This window comes from Arthrobacter sp. Z1-15, assembly GCF_054792395.1.
In genome coordinates this window covers 590,835-609,791 of the sequence record NZ_CP096454.1, presented here as the reverse complement: position 1 = coordinate 609,791, position 18,957 = coordinate 590,835, and the positions used below count along the sequence as shown (strand labels likewise).

The following is an 18,957-nucleotide window of genomic DNA, read 5'->3' as shown; positions in this document are numbered from 1 at the left end:
TCAGCGCTTGAGCGCAGGCAGCACGCTGCGGGAGAAGACGTCGATCCACTCGCGCTGGTTCCGGCCCACGTTGTGCAGGTAGATGCGGTCGAAGCCCAGGTCCACGAACTTCTGGATATAGGCGCGGTGCACGTCCGGGTCGCTGGAGATCACGAGCCGTCCCTCGAAGTCCTCCGGCCGAACCAGTTTCGCCATCTGCTCCAGTTCGAACGGCGAGCGGATGTCCCCCTTGGGGAACTTCATGCCGCCGTTGGGCCACTCCACCATGGCATTGGTCAGCGCTTCCTCGTCCGTCTCAGCCCAGCTCATGTGCAGCTGGAGCACCTTCGGCATGGTGTCCGGATCCTTGCCGGCTTCACGCGCTCCGGCGTCGAACCGGTCAAAGAGCATTCCGATCTTCTCCAGCGGTGCGCCCACCGTAATGAGCCCGTCCGCATGCCGGCCCGCCCGTTTGGCGGTGACCGGCCCCGCGGTGGCCACCAGAATCTCGGGGGCTACCTCCGGCATGGTCCACAGCCGGGTGGATTCCATCTTGTAGTACTCACCCTTGTGCCGGACGTCCTTGCCGGCCAGCGAATTGGTGAAGAGCTTGGTGATGATGTCGATGGCTTCGAACATCCGGTTGATGCGCTCGGGCGCCTCCGGCCAGTACTGCGCCGTAATGTGTTCGTTGAGCGCCTCTCCGGATCCCAGCCCCAGCCAGTGCCGGCCCGGATACATCGCTGCCAGCGTCGCCGACGCCTGCGCAACCATCGCCGGATGCCACCGGAAGGTGGGAGCGGTAACACCGGGTCCAATATCGCCCTTGGTGCGTTCACCCAGTGCGGACAAAACATTCCAGACAAAGGCTGACTGACCCTGCGCCGGAACCCACGGCTGGAAATGGTCCGCCGCCATAACTCCGGAAAAACCTTTACTTTCGGCATATTCAGAGAGCGCCACCGCTTCAGTGGGATGGAATTGCTCCAGCATTGCCGCGTAACCAATTGTTAAAGAAGACATATACCCATCCTGACAGCCGGACATTTCGAGACGGAAAACGGATGTTTCCAATGGAATAAGCAGCATCATCACGGCTCACCGGGAGACCGTAGGCCCATCCTAGGGGCGGCGGGGACCTGAGCCTAAGCATGACGCTGAGCCTCAGCATGAAGCAGGTCGGAGTTCTACGATGGTGGGACCGAACCGGTTTCCCGACGGAAGGACCTCCATGACAGCGGACGCCTCCACGCAGAACTCGTCCGATCAGAACTCTCCAGACCAAAACCCTTCAGAGCAGAACGTTTCAGACCAGAACTCCGCAGAACAGAATGTGGACGGACGCCTGGACGGCTACGCCCCGTTGCGTTCCTATGCGGCCATCGGAGACGGACGCACTGTCGCCCTCGTGGCCAGGGACGGGTCGGTGGACTGGTATCCGACGCCGGACCTCGACTCCGTGCCGTCCTTCGCAGCCTTGCTGGACGCCGAAAACGGCGGGCGGATTGAGCTGCAGCCGGTGGACGATTTCACTGTGGAACGCACCTATGTTGACGGCACCAACGTCCTGGCCACCACGTTCACCACTGCCTCCGGCAGGGTCCGGGTCACCGACTCCCTCAATACCGGCGTCGCTGGACGCCTGCCCTGGGGTGAGCTGGCCCGCCGGATCGAAGGACTCGAAGGCAGCGTGGGGATGCGGTGGGCGGTGTCCCCCGGCAACTGCTTCGGCACCGCCTCCCCCTGGGTGGAGGACAGCGCTCACGGCCCCGTGCTCCACGCCCAGCAGACCACCATCGCGGTCCGCGGCATCCGCCACGGCAGTGAAGAGGTCTCGGATCAAGGCATCGCCGGCTCCTTCACCGCGTCCCAGGGCTCCAGGCACCTGGTGGCAGTCGTTTCCACCCACAACGAACCACTGGCGCTGCCGGACCCCGAAACGGTGGATGCCGGCGTCGAGCGCACCATCGCCAACTGGCAGAACTGGCTGAAGGAATTCTCGTATGACGGCCCGTGGTCCGAGGCGGTCGAGCGCAGCGCCCTGGCCTTGAAGCTGCTGATCCACAGCCCATCGGGTGCAGTGGCAGCAGCAGCCACGACCTCCCTTCCCGAAAGCCTGGCCGGCGGCAAAAACTGGGATTACCGCTACGCCTGGGTCCGCGACACCGCCTACACCCTCAATGCCCTGGTTCGGTTCGGGCTCCGGGAAGAGGTTCACGCCGCCGTCGCGGGCATGCTGAAGAGCATCCGCAGCCAGGGATCGGAACTGCAGGTGTTTACCGCCCTGAACGGGGACCGGGCGATGGATGCGCAGGAGCTGGACCTTCCGGGGTGGCGCGGCATCGGCCCCGTGGTGCGCGGCAACAACGCAGCCCGCCAGCTGCAGATGGGTGTTTTCGGCGACCTGTTCAATATTGTCCAGCTCTATGTCGACGCCGGGCACGTTCTGGATACCGGCACTGGACGGCTGCTGGCGGACCTGGCCGATCTGGCGTGCGACACCTGGCAAAAGCGCGACGCCGGGATGTGGGAGCTCACGGACGAGCGCCACTACACCACCTCCAAGCTCGGCTGCTGGCATGCGCTCAGCTGCGCCTCGCACCTCGCTGATCTGGGGCAGATCCCCGGTCCCGGCGACCGCTGGCGTGCTGAAAAAGAGCGGATTGCCGAATGGGTTCGGGAGAACTGCTGGTCTGAAGAGCGCGGCAGTTATGTCTGGTATCCGGGTTCGGACAAGCTCGATGCCTCCATCCTGCTGCATGCGATCAGCGGTTTTGACCGCGGTGAGCGCATGAGCTCAACTCTCAACGCACTGCGCGAAGAACTCGGACGCGGGCCGCTGCTCTATCGCTACAGCGGCGCCGAGAAGGAGGAAGGGACCTTTGTTGCGTGTGCGTTTTGGCTGGTGTCGGCGCTGACCCATGTTGGACGCCGGGAAGAGGCGGTGGACTTGATGGATCAGCTGGTTCCGCTGGCTAATGACGTCGGTCTGTATACCGAGATGATCGCCGAGGAGGACTTCTCCTTCCTGGGGAACTTTCCGCAGGGGCTCTCGCATCTTGCGCTCATCACCGCTGCGATCACGGTGCACGACGCGCGGGAGGAGTAAATGCCCGGTCCCCGGCGGGCCTAGGAGGTGCAGCCCTCGCCGTCGCCGTCGCCGTCGAACTTCGGGTCCCAGCCCGCGTCGCCTGCCCTGATCGGGGCAGCGCCGGCGGCCTTGACCGCCGCGCAGTTCGCGTAGACCGGCTGGCTTTCAGGCACGGCGGGGACCGCTCCCGTGCCCGGTGCCGTGTCGAGGGGGACGCTTTCCGCGGGGCCGTCCGACGGGACGGGCTGGTCCGGGCAGGAAGCGAGGACGCTTGCCGATGCATCATGTTCCGCCTGTGTCATCCAAAGCCTGTATTCAGCTTTGACGGCAATCTGCCGGGCTACGTATTCACAGCGGAAGGCCTTGTTGGACGGCAGCCAGGTGGCGGCGTCGGAATCTGATTTGGCACCGTTGGCGGGCCCGTCGGCCGCCATCAGGTTCAGCGGGTCGTTGGCGAACTGGCGGCGTTCCTCGGCGGACAGCTGCTGGGCGCCCTTCTGCCAGGCGTCCGAGAGAGCCACGATGTGGTCGATCTGGACTGCGGTGCTGGTCTCGTTGCCGCGGACAAAGGAGATGGTCGTACCGGTGTAGGGATCTGCGAAGGTGCCCGACGCGACCACGCATTCCTTCGTTCCGTCCTTGTACACAACGTTGGTGAGGTCGCGGGCCAGAATGTCGTTGCGGGTATCGCAGCCGTTGTGGTCGACGTCGGCCCATGACGGCCCAAACTGGTCCCGGTCATAGCCGGTTTTCGGCGCCCTGCCCTTGATGGGAAGAGTTTCCAGCTGCTCCGCGGCAGAGCCGGCTGCTGCCTCTTGGGCGGTGGCGGTGCCCGTCCCTGCACCGGAGCCCCCTCCGGCGCCGGCGCCCGCATCCGCGCCGACGTCCGTCAGGGGAGTACAGGCCGCGGAACCTAACAGAATTGCGGGCAGGGCTATCAGGGACAGAAATTTGGAGCGCAGAGAAGTCATCGCTATTAATTATGGGCGATGACGCGGCATTGTTTTTCCCGTCGCTGTTTCCCGCTGTTTCGCACTGCTTTCCCACTGTTTATCCCTCTGTTTATCCCTTCGGGTTCCCGTCGCTGCCCGCGGCCGGGAAGTTCCCCGGAGAACCCGCACGGTAGAGTCAGCGTGCGCGGCACAAGCCGTCCCGCACCCGTGTATCCGGTCGGCAGCACAACACCGGCCGATCTCCGTTTGAACAGGAACACCCTTGGCGAAGATTCTTTGTCCCCGAATCCGGCTCCGTGCCGTGGCAGCGGCTGCAGTCCTAGCTGTCGGCAGCACCATCCTGGCAGCGCCGGCCCTCGCGGTAACCGAGCCGGTGCCGGCGCCTGTCATTGCGCCTGTACCTGAGCCCGCGACCTCGTCCGCACCTGCGCTTGCGCCCGTTCCTGTACCTGAGCCCGCACCCGCACCCGCAGCTGGCCATCGCTTTATCGTGAAGTTCGCGGACCAGGCGGTCTCGGGCCCGGACCGGGTTGAATCCTATTCCCAGGCAGCCGCTCCCCTCGGCACCTCCGTCACCGAGCTGCATGAAACCGCCACGGGCTCACTGGTGGTGGCGGTGGACAAGGACCTCACCGCGGAAGAAACAGCCGCCGTCGTCGACACACTCGAAGCCGATCCGGATGTCGCCTCCGTGGAGCCGGACGTCGTGCTGTTCCCGTCCGCTGCCGAGCCCAATGACCCGTTGTATCCCGTGCAGTGGAATTTGCGTGCGGCCGGCGGCGGAGCCAATGCGGTTGCCGCCTGGAACGCCGGTACCGGCGAAGGCCAAGTGGTCGCCGTCGTCGACACCGGCATCACTGACCACACGGACCTCAACGCCAAGGTCCTGCCGGGTTATGACGTGATATCCGTTCCCGACATGGCAGGCGACGGTGACGGCCGTGACGCCGATCCCCGGGATGAAGGAGATTGGTACGACGCCGGTTCCTGCGGCAGGACGGTCGGTGCATCGTCCACGTGGCACGGCACCCACGTTGCCGGCATCGTCGCCGCCAGCACCGGCAACGGCGTCGGGATCAGCGGGGTAGCCCCCGGAGCCAGGATCCTTCCGGTTCGTGCCATGGGAACCTGCGGCGGGTACATGTCGGACATCGCCGACGGGATCATCTGGGCCGCCGGAGGCAGCGTGCCCGGCCTTCCGCTCAACCCGACGCCTGCGCGGGTCATCAATCTGAGCCTGGGCGGGGTAAGCACCTGCTCGCTCTTCATGCAGGACGCGGTGGACTACGCCGTCGGCCGCGGTGCCGTCGTCGTTGCGGCGGCAGGCAACGACGCTATTTCCGCGAGCCGGACACAGCCGGCCAACTGCGCCAACGTGGTTGTGGTGGGTGCAGGTGACCGGGACGGGTCGAGGGCCCGATACTCGAACTTCGGCTCCCTGGTGGACATCCTGGCGCCGGGCGGAACCACCACCGGTGACGTGACGGGCGGGATCATGTCCACGCTGAACAGCGGAACTTCCCGGCCCGCCGCCGAAAGTTACAACTACTATCAGGGAACCTCGATGGCGGCTCCGCATGTGGCCGGCACCGCGGCCCTGCTGCTGGCCGCCAATCCCGCCCTGACTCCCGGCCAGGTTGAAGTGGTGCTGAAGAAAACCGCCCGTCCGCTGCCGGGCAGCTGTGCGCCGCACTGCGGTCCCGGCCTTCTGGATGCCGGAGCCGCCATGGCCAACGGGGTGCCGCCCTTTGCCGACGTACCCTTCGGCCTTCAGTTCTATGACGAGATGCTCTGGATGGCCGCCGAAGGGATTTCCACGGGCTGGGCCGAGGCAAACGGGACCACAACGTACCGCCCGTTCCAGGCGGTGAACCGTGACGCCATGGCCGCCTTCATGTACCGGTTGGAGGGGAGCCCCGCCTTCGTCCCGCCGAAAAAATCGCCCTTTGCGGACGTGTCCGTCAGTAACCCCTTCTACAAGGAAATCGCCTGGCTCAACAGCCGGGGAATCGCCACCGGTTGGCGCGAGGCGAACGGAACCTCCACCTACCGGCCGACGACGCCGGTCAACCGCGACGCCATGGCGGCCTTCATGTACCGGTATGCGGGCTCCCCCGAATACACCGCTCCCCCGAACCCGGTGTTCCCCGATGTTGCGACCGACAGCCAGTTCCACAAGGAAATCTCCTGGCTGGCGTCGTCGGGCATAACCACCGGATGGGATGACGGGGCCTATCACCCTGTCAGCCCGGTGGCCCGTGACGCGATGGCTGCCTTCATGAAGAGGTTCGACGACAAGTTCGGGCAGTAGCACCGGCGGGGCAGGCTTCGACAGCTCTTCCCTGCTCCGCCGGTCGGACGTAGATTCGTTAATTACCGTCCGCGCAGGGAGATGCAATGGTTACGAACAAGTCCACGGCTGCCAAAGCCGACAAGAAACCGACTGCACAGCCGGCCGCGCCGGAAAGCAACGGGTTGGTCCAGTCCTCTGACGGCTCCGGCCAGGTGGCCGTGGTGACGGACTACACGAACGAGCTGGATGAACTGCGCGAGCTGAAGATCAAGACCAAAAAAATCAAGGAAAAAGCCGACGACGACGCCTGGCGGCACAACTACCCCTACGACACGAAACTCTCCCGGCGCAGCTATGAAAAACAGAAGCGCGCCCTGCAGATTGAGCTCCTCAAAATGCAGCTCTGGGTCAAGGATTCCGGACAGAAGATGCTGATCATCTTCGAAGGCCGTGATGCCGCAGGCAAGGGCGGCGCCATCAAGCGTTTCAACGAGCACCTCAACCCCCGCGGTGCCCGCATTGTGGCCCTGGAAAAGCCCACCGACGGAGAGCGCACCCAGTGGTACTTTCAGCGCTACGTGGCGAAGCTTCCCAGCGGAGGTGAAATCGTCATGATGGACCGGTCCTGGTACAACCGGGCGGGGGTGGAACGCGTGATGGGATACTGCACTCCGGCCCAGTATCTGGAGTTCATGCGGGAGGTGCCGGAGCTTGAACGGATGCTGGTGAACTCGGGGGTGCTGCTCAGCAAGCTCTGGTTCTCCGTGGGGCGGGCGGAGCAGGTGGCCCGGTTCGCTGCCCGCGAGACGGATCCGGTGAAACAGTGGAAGCTCTCCCCAACCGACCTGGCCAGCCTCGATAAATGGGATGACTACACCGAGGCCAAGGAAGCCATGTTCTTCTACACCGATACCGGCGATGCTCCCTGGACGGTGGTGAAGTCGAATGACAAGAAGCGCGCCCGGCTTGAAGCCATGCGCCAGGTCCTGCACTCCGTCGACTATCCCAACAAGGACACTTCAGTGGCGCGTGCTCCGGATTCGTTGATCGTGGGTCCGGCCGCGAGCCATTTCGAGGAAGGCGAAGAGCCCAGCGGCCAGTTCCCCGTCGTCAAGCCCAAGGGCTGAGCGCTCCGGTTCCGGCACGGCCTCTGTCCGCCGCCTGCCGCCGTCCGCCGTCCGTCGTCCGCCGTTCGCCGTTCGCCGTTCGCCGTACGAGCAAAACGGCCGTCCCACCGTGTGATTAACATCTTCTGTCAGTCCGCCCGCACGGACTCGTAAAGTTAATTACAGGGAATGCAACGACCGCCTCGAGATGCCACCGGCCGGATTCGGATGGCGATCTTCTGGTGTTTCCTGCCCTACTACCCTGAACCAAAACCCACTCCGTCCCCGCTCTGCCGGGGCCTCGCACGAAGGTAAGGAGCCGTTGAACCTCACCACCACGCTGCGCCGAATCGACTACGGTGAGCCTTCGGAGCACGGCGCAACTACCTACATCCTGCACACTGCCGCCGGCACGTTTCGCACTGAACCGGACAATATCCGTCCCCGTGCCCTCGCCCTCGCGGTGCCTCTCAGTTCCAATCTCCCTGCCCGCCCCCGCCTCACTCTGGTCCTCGATGAGGAGCGCAGCGTGGTGGACTGGCAACCTGCTGCAGAAGGTGAACAGCCACCGGGCGAAGTGTCGCTGGACGGGGTGGAGTGGGACGGGCACTTCGGTCTGGCCGTGGACTACTACGACACTGCCACTGCTGCCGCTGCTGCGCCGGACACCCGCTGGTCAGTCGTCCGGTACGGCCCCGACCGCAGCTTTGTAATCGACCCAACCGCCGACTACGCGGCGGCTTTCGGTCTGGCCCGCGAACACAATCTGTCAGACGATTACCGCGCTGACACGTTCGACGACCGGTACGTTGTCATCCAAGCTGCCCTCACCGAATGGGCCTGCTACGCCGCCGAGGGCCCGCGTGCTGAGAAATGAGTTGCGTCCGTCGGACCTTCCTTCTTCGCCGCGGTTCCCAGTGATGGGATGCTGCTGTCCGCGCGGCGATATCTGTCAGGTGCAGGCTGATGTACCGACGTACCGAGCGGGGCTGGTTGTGGGCCAACCGGCGTAAGCAGTCTGCGAAATCCGAAACAGGCATTAAAGGCATCGTTGATTGGGGCCTAGGTAGTCGGATGAAAAAGTCGGGTATTTGGAGTACCTGAAAAGGGCTCCTGGGGGGCCTTTTTGGGGCTCTTTCGGGGCCGGAAATGTCAGTGGCGGGTGAAAGCCTGAAGGCATGGATCAGAACGGATCTTTCCCCGTGGAGGCTGACGGCAACGGCAACGCTGCGGAGCGCGGCCTGTCGGTTTACGCTGCCGCACCGGGCGCCGGGTCCGAGGCCGCTGCCGGTGTCGTCCAGGACGGGCTCACCGGGTCCCTGGCCCTGCAAAACCTGCAGTCCCTGAACCAGGACGAAGCCGCCACCGTCCTCTCCCGCCTCGATCACCTCATCCGATGGGCCCAGGCCCAGCAAGCCAAAACCCTCACCCGCATCCACACCCAGTTCCGCACCGAATACCACCAGGACACCGCCACCCTGGACCCCGCGATGGCCTTCAGCCTCGCCGCCGAGGAAGCAGCTGCGATCCTGCACGTCCCCGCGAACACCGCCATGATGCTGATGAGTGAAGCCGGCACCCTGTGCACCACCCACACCCCCACCCTCCACGCCCTGGAAACCGGAAACATCAGCTACGGCCACGCGCAGACCGTCGTCGATCAATGCCAGAACATCCCCGCGAAGGAACTGCCCTCTTTCCAAACACAACTGCTGGACCTGGCACCCGAACAAACCCACACCCAGTTCCGGGTCCGGGCCCGGCGGCTGCGGGAGAACACCTACCCGGAAACCATCACCGTGCGTCAGCGCAGCGCGTTCGAGCAGCGGCGGGTGGCCCTGCAGCCTGACTGCGACGGAATGTCCTGGCTCTCGGCCCTGCTCCCGGCCGAGAAAGCCCAGGCATTCTTCACCCGGCTCAGCATTGCAGCCCGCGGCGAGCAGGCCCACGGCGACCCGCGCACCGTGGACCAGCTCCGCACGGACATCCTCACCGACCTCCTCGACGGCGAAAACCACGACGCGTGCAACTGCACCGACACCGGCCTCGCCAACGATGCCGGTACGGGAACCGGCCCCGGCCGCGATTCTGGTAGTCGTCCCGATTCTGGTGCCGGCGCTAATTCCGGTGCTGTTAAGCGTGACGGGGGTAAGGGTGCTGGAGCCGGTAAGCGTTCCGGGGGTAAGCGTTCCGGGGCGGGCAGAAGCGGTGGTTCGAAGACCGGCACCGGATGCGGCGGCCACAGTTCCCGGGCCCGGACCGAGATCCTGGTCCTGATCAGCGCCGAAACCCTCCTGGGCGCCGATGACCAGCCCGCGGAACTGCACGGCTACGGACCCATCAGCCCCGAAACGGCACGGCGGATGGCCCGCGAAGCGGCGAAGTGGACACCCGTGGAACGGAACCCGGACACCGAGGAAGTCCTGCGGGTCGGAAAGCGACGGAAAGTACCGGACGGGTTGAAGCAGCTGCTGCGGGTCCGGGACGGGATGTGCCGGTTCCCGGGCTGCCGGACCAACGCGGTGATCTCCGAAATCGACCACACCAAACCCTGGGCGCAGGGCGGCGCCACCGATCACGACAACCTGGAACATTTATGCCGGCGGCACCACATGTTCAAAACCAAAGGATTCTGGAAAGCCTGCCAGCCCAGTCCCGGAATCATTGAGTGGACCTCACCGGGAGGACGAAAGTACCGTACCGAACCACGCCTGACCCTGGCCCTGGACACAGCACCAGCCCCGCCAGCCCTGGGCCCTGCAGCAGCGGCCCGGCGGACAGCACCAGCCCTTGGACCGGTGGGTCCGGCGAGTGCCGCGAGTGTTGCGGCTGCCGGACAATCAGGCACGGGTCAGCCGGGTGCCGGAGACCGCGGCGACTACGGCGACCCGGACGACTACGGAGACGACCCGCCACCCTTCTAGGCAATACGAGATCGAGCCAATGCGTCGATCTAGGCAGTCCGTCTAAACGGTCCAAGCGTCGAACCATCTAGCTATTACATCGATCAAGGCAATCCGTCGAGCCACCCGGGGACCGCCAGCGTGCTGCTGACCGTTGCCCTGGAAAGAGACAGCGCCATGGGGAGGAGACGCAGACCACGCCATTGTGATCTGCGTTGCCTAAGATGCTAGCGAGATTCCCGTCGCTTTGCAGAATCGGCACGCTCGAAGGTGCGGTGCGACTGGTTCAAGAACCCCGTCGCGGAAGTGTCAGGAGTGCATGAGACGATAAAAACATGCCTTCCTCACCGCCTCTGATCGATGTCACTGACATCATTCGCGTTGTCGGCGGCGCCGCATTCCAGCGCGGCCAGACGTACGCCAAAGGCGGTGCCGTGGACGCTATGGAGTGGGATCCGCAGGCAGAAGTGCTGAGGGCCAAGGTTCGCGGTCATTCCTCGGTACCGTACCGAATCATGCTGCAGCTGGGCGAGAAACGGCAGGGCGACTACCGGCTGCTGGACAACCACTGCAGCTGCCCGGTGGGGTTCGACTGCAAGCATGTGGCCGCCGTCGCGCTCCAAAGCAATACAGATCATTTATTGGCCCGGCAGGAATTTATCCGCCCCGGCCCGTCGGAAAAGCCGGCCGTGCCCGCCTGGCAGGAGTCGCTGCAAACCCTCATCGATGCTGACCTCGATGCCCTGACCGGGAGCACACCCGCCGCGGCCACGCCGCTGGCGCTGCAGTTTGAAGTGCGGACTTCAGACGCCGGCATGAGTGCCCGCTGGGGTGCCCCGGCTCCCCGCAGCTCTCACCGCGCCACTTCCTTCCGGCTCGGAGTCCGGCCCGTGGTTCGAAATACCAAGGGCAACTGGGTCAAGAACAATCTGGCCTGGAGCAACATCGCCTACCAGACGTACGGCATGAAACTGGACCCGGAGCAGCACCGCTGGTTTTCGCAGTTCCCGGCTCTTCACCGCTCCAACGGCGTGAGCTATTTCGGGCAGAACGATTCCTGGCTGTACCTGGATGATTTCGCAAACCCGCTCCTGTGGCAGCTGCTGGAAGATGCGCGGCGGATCGGCGTGGAGTTTGTCGGCACCAAGAAGGACGTCAGTGTCCAGGTTGGAAAGCGGGCGGCACTGTCCCTCGATGTCAGGGCATCGGAGCCGGGCGCATCCGCTCCGCTGCAACTGCTCCCGGTGCTGGAGATCGACGGGCAGCCGTTGCCCACCGACGCCGCCGGGCTCATTTCCGGACACGGCATCTATGTCCGCAGTCCGGAAAACGTCATTACCCTGGCGCCCACCGCCCGGCCCCTCACCGATCAGGACAAGGGCCTGCTGCTCAAGGGCGCACCGGTGATGATTCCGGAAGAGGACGCTCCGGTGTTCCTGGAAAAGTTCTACCCCAAGCTCCGCCAGGTGCTTCCCGTAACCAGCAGCGACAACTCAGTGGAGTTTCCCGAGATTTCCCCGCCCCTGCTGGTTCTGACGGCATCGTTCCAGCCCGACGATGCACTGTTCCTCGATTGGGAATGGGAGTACCGGCAGGGCGAGGACATTACCCGCATTGCACTGGGCACCCGGGCGGATCCGGCTGCCGGCTACCGCGACGTGGTGGCTGAAGCAGATCTGCTCACTGCCGTCGGCAAGGTCCTCGGAGGGGTGCCCCGCAGCCGCTCGTACCACGGCATCGACACCGCCGAGTTTACCGAGTACCTGCTGCCCAAAGTCGAAAAGGTCGACGGCGTACGGGTGGACGTGATCGGCGAGCGCCCCGACTACCGCGAGCTGACCAGTGTTCCGGAGCTTCGAATCACCACGGTGGAGACGGAGCGCCGCGACTGGTTTGACCTTGGCATCATGATCACCGTGGACGGGCGGCTGGTGCCCTTTGCCGATGTCTTCAAGGCCCTGTCCCTGGGCAAGACCAAGCTCCTGCTCCCGGACCGCACCTATCTGTCCCTGGACCGGCCCGAATTCGCCCAACTCCACGCCCTGTTGGAAGAAGCCGAAGGGCTGCAGGAATGGGAGACCGGCGAAATGACCATCAGCCGGTACCAGGCCGGCCTGTGGTCCGAGCTGGAGGAACTTGCTGAGGAAACCGAGCAGGCGGCGGCCTGGCGCGCTTCGGTCACCGGGTTGCTGGAACTGGATTCCGTGGAACCGGTCCCGCTGCCCGCGGGGCTCAAGGCCGAGCTGCGCCCCTACCAGGCTGAGGGGTTCAACTGGCTCGCCTTTCTCTGGCAGCACGGGCTCGGCGGGATCCTGGCGGATGACATGGGGCTCGGCAAAACACTGCAGACGCTCGCACTGCTGGCCCATGCCCGCGACGTTGCTGCCGCTCAGCCTCCAGCAGCGCCCGACGACGGCGGGTCCCCCACTCCCCGCCGACCGTTCCTCGTGGTTGCTCCCACCTCCGTGGTGCCCAATTGGCTCTCTGAAGCCGCCCGCTTCACCCCGGGCCTGCGAACTGTTGCCGTTCCGGATACCAGTGCCAAATCCAAGGTCCCGCTGGCGGACCTGACTGCAGACGCCGACATCGTGGTCACTTCCTACGCCGTTTTCCGGTTGGACTTTGCCGCCTACCGGGCGTTGGAGTGGGACGGGCTGATTCTGGATGAGGCGCAGTTCGTGAAGAACCGCACCACACGCGCGCACCAGTGTGCCCGTGACCTCGTTGCCCCGTTCAAGCTGGCGATTACCGGCACCCCGATGGAAAACAACCTGCTGGAGCTGTGGAGTTTGTTCGCCATCGTGGCACCCGGGCTGTTTCCTTCGGCCCGAAAGTTCATTGAGGAATATCAGCGCCCCATCGAGCGTGGTGAAGACGCCAAGCTGCTGGCCCGGATGCGCCGCCGGATCCGGCCGCTCCTGATGCGCCGCACCAAGGAAGCCGTGGCCAAGGATCTGCCGGAAAAGCAGGAACAAATCCTTGAAGTGGATCTAAGCCCGAAGCACCGCAAGATTTACGAAATGCACCTGCAGCGCGAACGCCAGAAGCTGATGGGCCTGATCAAGGATCTCGACCGGAACCGGATGATCGTGTTCCGGTCCCTGACCCTGCTGCGGATGCTGAGCCTGGATGCTTCTCTGGTGGATGAGGACTACACCGGTGTCCCCTCGGCCAAGCTCGATGCTCTCTTTGAGCAGCTCGAAGATGTCACTGCCGAAGGCCACCGCGCACTGATCTTCAGTCAGTTCACTTCGTTCCTCAAGAAGGCTGCCGAACGGCTGGACGCGGCCGGTGTCCCCTACGCCTATTTGGACGGCTCCACGAAGGACCGCGGTGCGGTGATCAATTCCTTCAAGGACGGCGAGGCGCCGGTGTTCCTCATCAGCCTCAAGGCCGGTGGCTTTGGCCTGAACCTGACGGAGGCCGACTACGTGTTCCTCCTGGACCCTTGGTGGAATCCGGCAGCCGAGTCGCAGGCGGTGGACCGTACGCACCGCATCGGGCAGACCCGCAACGTCATGGTTTACCGGATGGTGGCGCGGGGAACCATCGAAGAGAAGGTTATGGCCCTCAAGGAGCAAAAGGCCAAGCTCTTCAGCTCCGTGATGGACGACGACGCCGTGTTCAGTTCCGCGCTGACGGCAGATGATATCCGGGCGCTGCTGGACTGAGTATCTAAGCAAGCAAGCAACTGAGCAAGCGAGCAACTGAGCAACTGGGGTTGCTGCGCCGGGATACTGAGGTAGCTGCGCCGGGATACTGGGGTTGCTGCGCCGGGGCCCCGCTCGGCTGAGCCAGTCCAGTCCAGCAACCAGCAACCAGCAACCAGCAATAAACCATGGTATGAATTTCTGCACACATAGCGTGCTCCTGACACCCCAAATTCCGCACCGTTGCAGGTCATAATCGGTTTCCCCACTCCACCAGGCCGGCTGGCACAGCTACTAATCTGGGAAGGGTCAGCGCTTTGCCCACTCCTTGGGCCGTGTCCACGCAGTGCGCGGGAATGGCCGAGATGGCTGTTATCGGGAAAGGATTATGTACACCCAGGATTCAACCCTCGTCCGTCCACAGGACGTGAACACGAAGGATGAAGACGATCTCGTGCATGTGTTCTGCACACCCTGCAAGCGCCGGGCGATGCACCACGCACAGCGCCCGATGCCTTACTGCGGGAAGACAATGCCCAACCGTCCGCTGCGCGAGGACAACGGCCAATTGCCGGTCTGCATTGTGTGCCTTGATTTGGCCCGGTCCGGGCCCTGCCCGCGCTGCGGCACGCAGGCCAGGTTCTAGTCCTCTCTGGAGCCTGACGAGCCATTCCGCGATGACGGTTTGATTTGTACAGTGGGGTGATGGCTACTGACGAACGCCCCATCGGATTCTGGCTCAAACTTGTGGACCAACTGGTTGACGACCAGTTTGGAGCCAGTTTTGAAGAACACGGCGTTACCCGGAGGCAGTGGCAGATGATGAATCTGCTGACTGACGGTCCAGCTTCTGAGAAGCAGCTGACAGACGGACTAAAGCCCTTCTTCCCTGTCGTGGAGCCCGGCACCTCGGTGGAACTGATTGAAGAACTGCGGGAAAGCGGCTGGGTCGCGCTGGACGAGGACCAGTACCTGCTCACGGACTTAGGCCGCCGGAGCTTGGAAAACCTCCGCGGCGCCGTCGAGCGGATCCGTGAACAGCTCACTGAGAATGTTTCGGATGACGAGTACACGGCTCTCGTAGCCGTGCTGCAGCGAATGGCGACCAATTTGGGATGGGATGAAACCCAGGACAAACCGGTTTCACCCTAGGACCTCGCCTCGCCCTAAAACCGCTCGCCCTGAGCAGCGGGTTTCCTTGGCGCAGCAGTTTTCCTTGGCAAAGCAGTTCACCCTGGCAAAGCAGCTCGCCTTGGCGCCCGCTCCCCCTTGTTACAATTGCCGCATGTCATTCCCGAGCATCATGAGCGGCCACAGGTCCGCTCTGGAAGGGATGGTGGGCCGGCAGGCCTGCAGAGCAACTGTTCTGCCACCGCTCGCCTAGCCCTTCCCGCAGCCTTTCGTGTTGGACGCGCCTTGTTCAGGTGCGTTTATCCGTCGTGCCTGCACACGGGCGAGCGGACCTTCCCTGTCCTCATTCCTGCTCATCCGAAGGCAATATTTTTATGCAACCCCTGACAGAATCAGCAATCCGTCGTTCCTTCATCAATGCAAGCCGCTCCGAGACAGCGGCCATGAACCTGCCGCAGAACTTCGAAACCATCGACTGGGACCAGCTCGACCAACTCGGCTGGCGGGACCACAAGATGCCCAAGCGCGGGTACCTGCTGGCGCCCTTCGAAGGATCGTTGGTCGGCGTCCTGCTGCGGGCACCGGACACCGCGGCCCCCAAAAACCGGCGGGTGCTTTGTGCCCTGTGCGAGGACATCTTTTCCGAGGAAGAGGTGTTCCTCTACGTGGCCCGCCGCGCCGGGGCCTCCGGCAGGAACGGAAACTCCGTGGGAACGCTCATCCACTCGGAGTTCACCTGCTCCCGCAATGTCCGCGCGGCTGTGGATCCCACGCCCATCCATCCTGATCCCGAGGCTGTCATCAAGAAACGGATTGACGGACTCCAGTTCCGGACGGAGCAGTTTATCCGACAGGTCCTGGCCCAGTAGGCAGGGCCCGCTAAGGACCTGAACCGGTGGTCCGGCGACTCTCAGGAGGCGCCGGATCGCCGGCTCAGCCGGCGCTCAGTAGCCCTCATCCACATTCACGACCCCTTCCAGGGGCTTGCCGGCAGCAAGCCTCCGGACATTCTCACGCACGCGGGCGGCAAGCAGCGGAGCCACCATTTCCGGTGTTTCGGCAGTGTGCGGAGTGATCAGCGCGCGCGGCTCGCTCCAGAGAGGATGTCCGTCCGGCAGCGGCTGGGGATCGGTCACGTCCAGTGCTGCCCCGGCCAGTTTGCCGCCGGCGAGCGCCCCGACCAGGGCATCAGTATCCACGGTGGGTCCCCGGCTGATATTCACGAGAAAGGCGTCCGGCTTCAGCAGTGCCAGCCGGCGCGCATCCATGAGATGTTCGGTGCCGGCCGTGAGCGCTGCGGCAAGGATCACGACGTCGGCAGTCGCCAGTGCCTCGTCCAGCCCGGCATCCGTCACTGTTCGTTCAGCACCGGGGACCGGCACGTTGTGCGCACGCACCACGGTGATGTGGTCTGTAAAGACCTTCAGCAGCCGCAGGATTTCCGAGCCGACACCTCCGGCGCCAACAAGAACCACATTCCGCCCCTGGAGAGACACACCGCGAGGCGGTCCCCATTCCCGGGCCCTGGCAAACGCGGGAATTCCGCGCATGATCGCCAGAGTCAAGGTGAGGGCAAATTCCCCCACAGGCTGCCCGAAGGCACCTTTGCCGCTGGTCCACTCCCGGGCGCGGTTGGCCCGCATGAGGCTGTCATACTGGTCCACCCCGGCGAGGTAAAGCTGGATCCAGCCAATGCCGGGATGCTCCGTCAAGACTTTGCCCACCGCGGAGGCGCTGACGACGTCCGTCAGGACCAGTCCAACCGTGGTGTCGGACAGCGGCTCGACGACGCCGCCTCCCGCCCTGACAGCAGCTGCCAGTTCGTCGCTGGGGGACGGAAGAAGTGCGATGGACGGAACGGCGGGCCCGGGCCCGGATGTGCCCTGCGGAGTGGGATTGAAAGGGTCAGCGTGCTTGGCCATGAACGGCTCCTGCGGGCTGTGGGATTACCCGTGGAATCAGGTACGCACGGGCGCCGGCAAGGTGATCGGCCGGCTCCAAACGAGTCTAGTTCCGGTCCATAACCAGGGATAGGGACGGCAGCGTTAGCCCCGCTGGGTCTGGGCCAGCAGCTGCTCAAACGGCAGCGACGCCGCCGCCCCGGTGCGGGCTGCAGGCTGCTGATCCCCCAACAGGGCCACAAGCTCTGCGGCCGCACGTCGCACCCTGCCGTCCAGCGGCGTCGTTCCGGCTTCGCCGGTGCCCCAGTCCTCCGGTGCGGCGTAGACAGCGGTGGGGGTGACCCGGGCACGGAGGTAACTGAACATGGGCCGAAGGGCGAAGTCCAGGACCATCGAGTGCCGGGAACTGCCGCCGGTCGCTCCCAGGATGACCGGTTTGCCATCCAGCGAGGTGTTGTCGATGACGTCAAAGAAGGATTTAAACAGGCCGCTCATGGACGCCGTGAACACCGGGGTTACGGCCACCAGCGCGTCGGCTCCGACTACTTCGGAAATCAGCGCCTCCAAATGTGGCGCCGCGTAGCCCGTGACCATGTTGTTCGCGATATCCACGGCATACTCCCGCAGCTCGAAGGTACTGACCGTTGCAGAGGCGCCGGCGGCTTCAAAGGCTGCGCGTGCTTCCGCGCCGAGCTGGTCGGCCAGCATCCGGCTTGACGAAGGAACACCCAAGCCTGCTGTTACTACTACGATTCTGCGATCCGCCATCGCGGCGACCTCCTGAAATTCATGTGTTTGCATCTAGTTTCTCAAACTCTCCGGTGCATCCTGATATTCCCGGCATCTCAAAAATTGGTGGCTGCTTCCGCTGCTAGTAATCTCAAGTCAATGGCCTCCCCTCACCCCTCCCCCGAAATTCCACCGCCGGTTCCGCGGCCAACCATCCGGTCAACCATCACCCACGGCGCCCGGGGAGCCCTCATAGGACTGGTCGAACTGGTACCGGGAGTCTCCGGAGGCACGGTGGCCCTGGTCCTCGGAATATTCGATCGGCTAATTGCCTCGGCCAACCACCTCATCAGCGGCCTCTCGCAGCTCGTCTTCAGAGGGAGCCGAAGCGCGGCTGCGCGTCGGTTTGCACCGGTCGAATGGAGTTTGGTGTTGCCGCTGGTTGCCGGCATGTTCCTGGCTCTGGCCACGTTGTCGGGGCCACTGCATTCCTTCGTTGAGAACCAGGCGACCATCGCAAGCGCGTTATTTTTCGGCATGGTGGCAGCCAGCCTCCTCGTACCGATCAGCATGGTGAGGCAAGCCGGACCGGCCACGCGTGCCGGAAGGATCAACGGCGTTGCCGTGGTGCTTCTCGTTGCTGCCGCTGTGTTCATGCTGCTGGGGATACCGGCACTGCAGATTCAGGATCCTCCATGGTGGGCTCTGATCCTCAGCGGAGCAGTTGCCGTGTGCGCTCTGGCACTGCCGGGCCTCTCTGGTTCCTTCATCCTGCTGACTTTCGGCATGTACGAGCCAACGCTTGAGGCTGTCAGCACCAGAGACTATGGCTACCTGGCGCTCTTTATTGCCGGCGCCATTCTAGGCTTGGTCTCCTTTGTCCGTTTGCTTGGTTACCTACTGCGAGTACGGCGCCGGGCTGTCCTCTTGGCAGCCACCGGACTGATCCTCGGTTCCCTTCGCGCACTCTGGCCCTGGCAGCAGGACAGCACCCTACTCGTGCCTGATGACGCATGGCTGTGGCCGCTGGCAGCATGCCTGGCGGGGGCATGCGTAGTCCTGCTCCTCTGGTGGCGTCAACCGAACCCCGTCGTGCCCGCATCTCAGGTCAGTGCCCCCGCCGCTGGCAGCAACCAGCCGCAGCGGCCTGGGGCTGCCCCGGCCGCCCCTGTGCGGCAAGACCGCGACGAGGACTCGTATCCCCATGACTGACCAGCACAG

Annotated in this window: 13 protein-coding genes; 9 read left to right on the top strand and 4 right to left on the bottom strand. The window is 64.1% G+C overall.

What is annotated here, in order from left to right; all coding sequences use genetic code 11:
• On the bottom strand, positions 1-1,002 hold the full coding sequence (locus M1D40_RS02880) for a TIGR03557 family F420-dependent LLM class oxidoreductase (RefSeq protein WP_341395939.1): 1,002 nt from the start codon (positions 1,000-1,002) through the stop codon (positions 1-3).
• 208 nt (positions 1,003-1,210) lie between these two features.
• Here M1D40_RS02880 and M1D40_RS02875 point away from each other — a divergent pair, with 208 nt between their 5' ends.
• Positions 1,211-3,088, top strand: a complete 1,878-nt coding sequence (locus tag M1D40_RS02875) for a glycoside hydrolase family 15 protein (protein WP_461170131.1) — start codon at positions 1,211-1,213, stop codon at positions 3,086-3,088.
• Positions 3,089-3,108: 20 nt separating this feature from the next.
• On the opposite strand, the gene M1D40_RS02870 is transcribed toward M1D40_RS02875, so the two are convergent.
• On the bottom strand, positions 3,109-4,041 hold the full coding sequence (locus tag M1D40_RS02870) for a GmrSD restriction endonuclease domain-containing protein (RefSeq protein WP_461170130.1): 933 nt from the start codon (positions 4,039-4,041) through the stop codon (positions 3,109-3,111).
• 472 nt (positions 4,042-4,513) lie between these two features.
• Here M1D40_RS02870 and M1D40_RS02865 point away from each other — a divergent pair, with 472 nt between their 5' ends.
• From M1D40_RS02865 to M1D40_RS02835, 7 genes are all read left to right on the top strand, one after another.
• Positions 4,514-6,334, top strand: a complete 1,821-nt coding sequence (locus tag M1D40_RS02865) for a S8 family serine peptidase (RefSeq protein ID WP_461170129.1) — start codon at positions 4,514-4,516, stop codon at positions 6,332-6,334.
• Positions 6,335-6,420: 86 nt separating this feature from the next.
• The gene (gene ppk2 / locus M1D40_RS02860; RefSeq protein ID WP_461170128.1) at positions 6,421-7,443 is read left to right on the top strand and encodes a polyphosphate kinase 2; all 1,023 of its coding nucleotides are present in this window, start codon (positions 6,421-6,423) and stop codon (positions 7,441-7,443) included.
• Between the two features lie 301 nt (positions 7,444-7,744).
• Positions 7,745-8,299, top strand: coding sequence for a hypothetical protein (locus M1D40_RS02855; protein WP_461170127.1), 555 nt, complete (start codon positions 7,745-7,747; stop codon positions 8,297-8,299).
• Positions 8,300-8,600: 301 nt separating this feature from the next.
• Complete coding sequence (locus tag M1D40_RS02850) at positions 8,601-10,346, top strand: HNH endonuclease signature motif containing protein (protein WP_461170126.1); 1,746 nt, start codon at positions 8,601-8,603, stop codon at positions 10,344-10,346.
• A 314-nt stretch (positions 10,347-10,660) separates the two neighbouring features.
• Positions 10,661-13,996, top strand: a complete 3,336-nt coding sequence (locus M1D40_RS02845) for a DEAD/DEAH box helicase (protein ID WP_461170125.1) — start codon at positions 10,661-10,663, stop codon at positions 13,994-13,996.
• Between the two features lie 684 nt (positions 13,997-14,680).
• Complete coding sequence (locus M1D40_RS02840; RefSeq protein WP_341395611.1) at positions 14,681-15,127, top strand: MarR family winged helix-turn-helix transcriptional regulator; 447 nt, start codon at positions 14,681-14,683, stop codon at positions 15,125-15,127.
• 353 nt (positions 15,128-15,480) lie between these two features.
• Positions 15,481-15,975 (top strand): FBP domain-containing protein, encoded by a 495-nt coding sequence (locus tag M1D40_RS02835; RefSeq protein ID WP_341395612.1) that lies wholly within the window; start codon positions 15,481-15,483, stop codon positions 15,973-15,975.
• 75 nt (positions 15,976-16,050) lie between these two features.
• Here the strand turns inward: M1D40_RS02835 and M1D40_RS02830 are convergent, their stop codons facing one another.
• The gene (locus M1D40_RS02830) at positions 16,051-17,028 is read right to left on the bottom strand and encodes an NAD(P)-dependent oxidoreductase (RefSeq protein WP_461170124.1); all 978 of its coding nucleotides are present in this window, start codon (positions 17,026-17,028) and stop codon (positions 16,051-16,053) included.
• 123 nt (positions 17,029-17,151) lie between these two features.
• Entirely contained in the window at positions 17,152-17,775 is a 624-nt protein-coding gene (locus tag M1D40_RS02825; RefSeq protein ID WP_341395614.1) for a CE1759 family FMN reductase, read from the bottom strand.
• Between the two features lie 120 nt (positions 17,776-17,895).
• Between M1D40_RS02825 and M1D40_RS02820 the strand changes: the two genes are divergently transcribed.
• Positions 17,896-18,948: a DUF368 domain-containing protein gene (locus M1D40_RS02820; protein WP_461170123.1), complete on the top strand. Its 1,053-nt coding sequence runs from the start codon at positions 17,896-17,898 to the stop codon at positions 18,946-18,948.
• Positions 18,949-18,957: the final 9 nt, after the last annotated feature.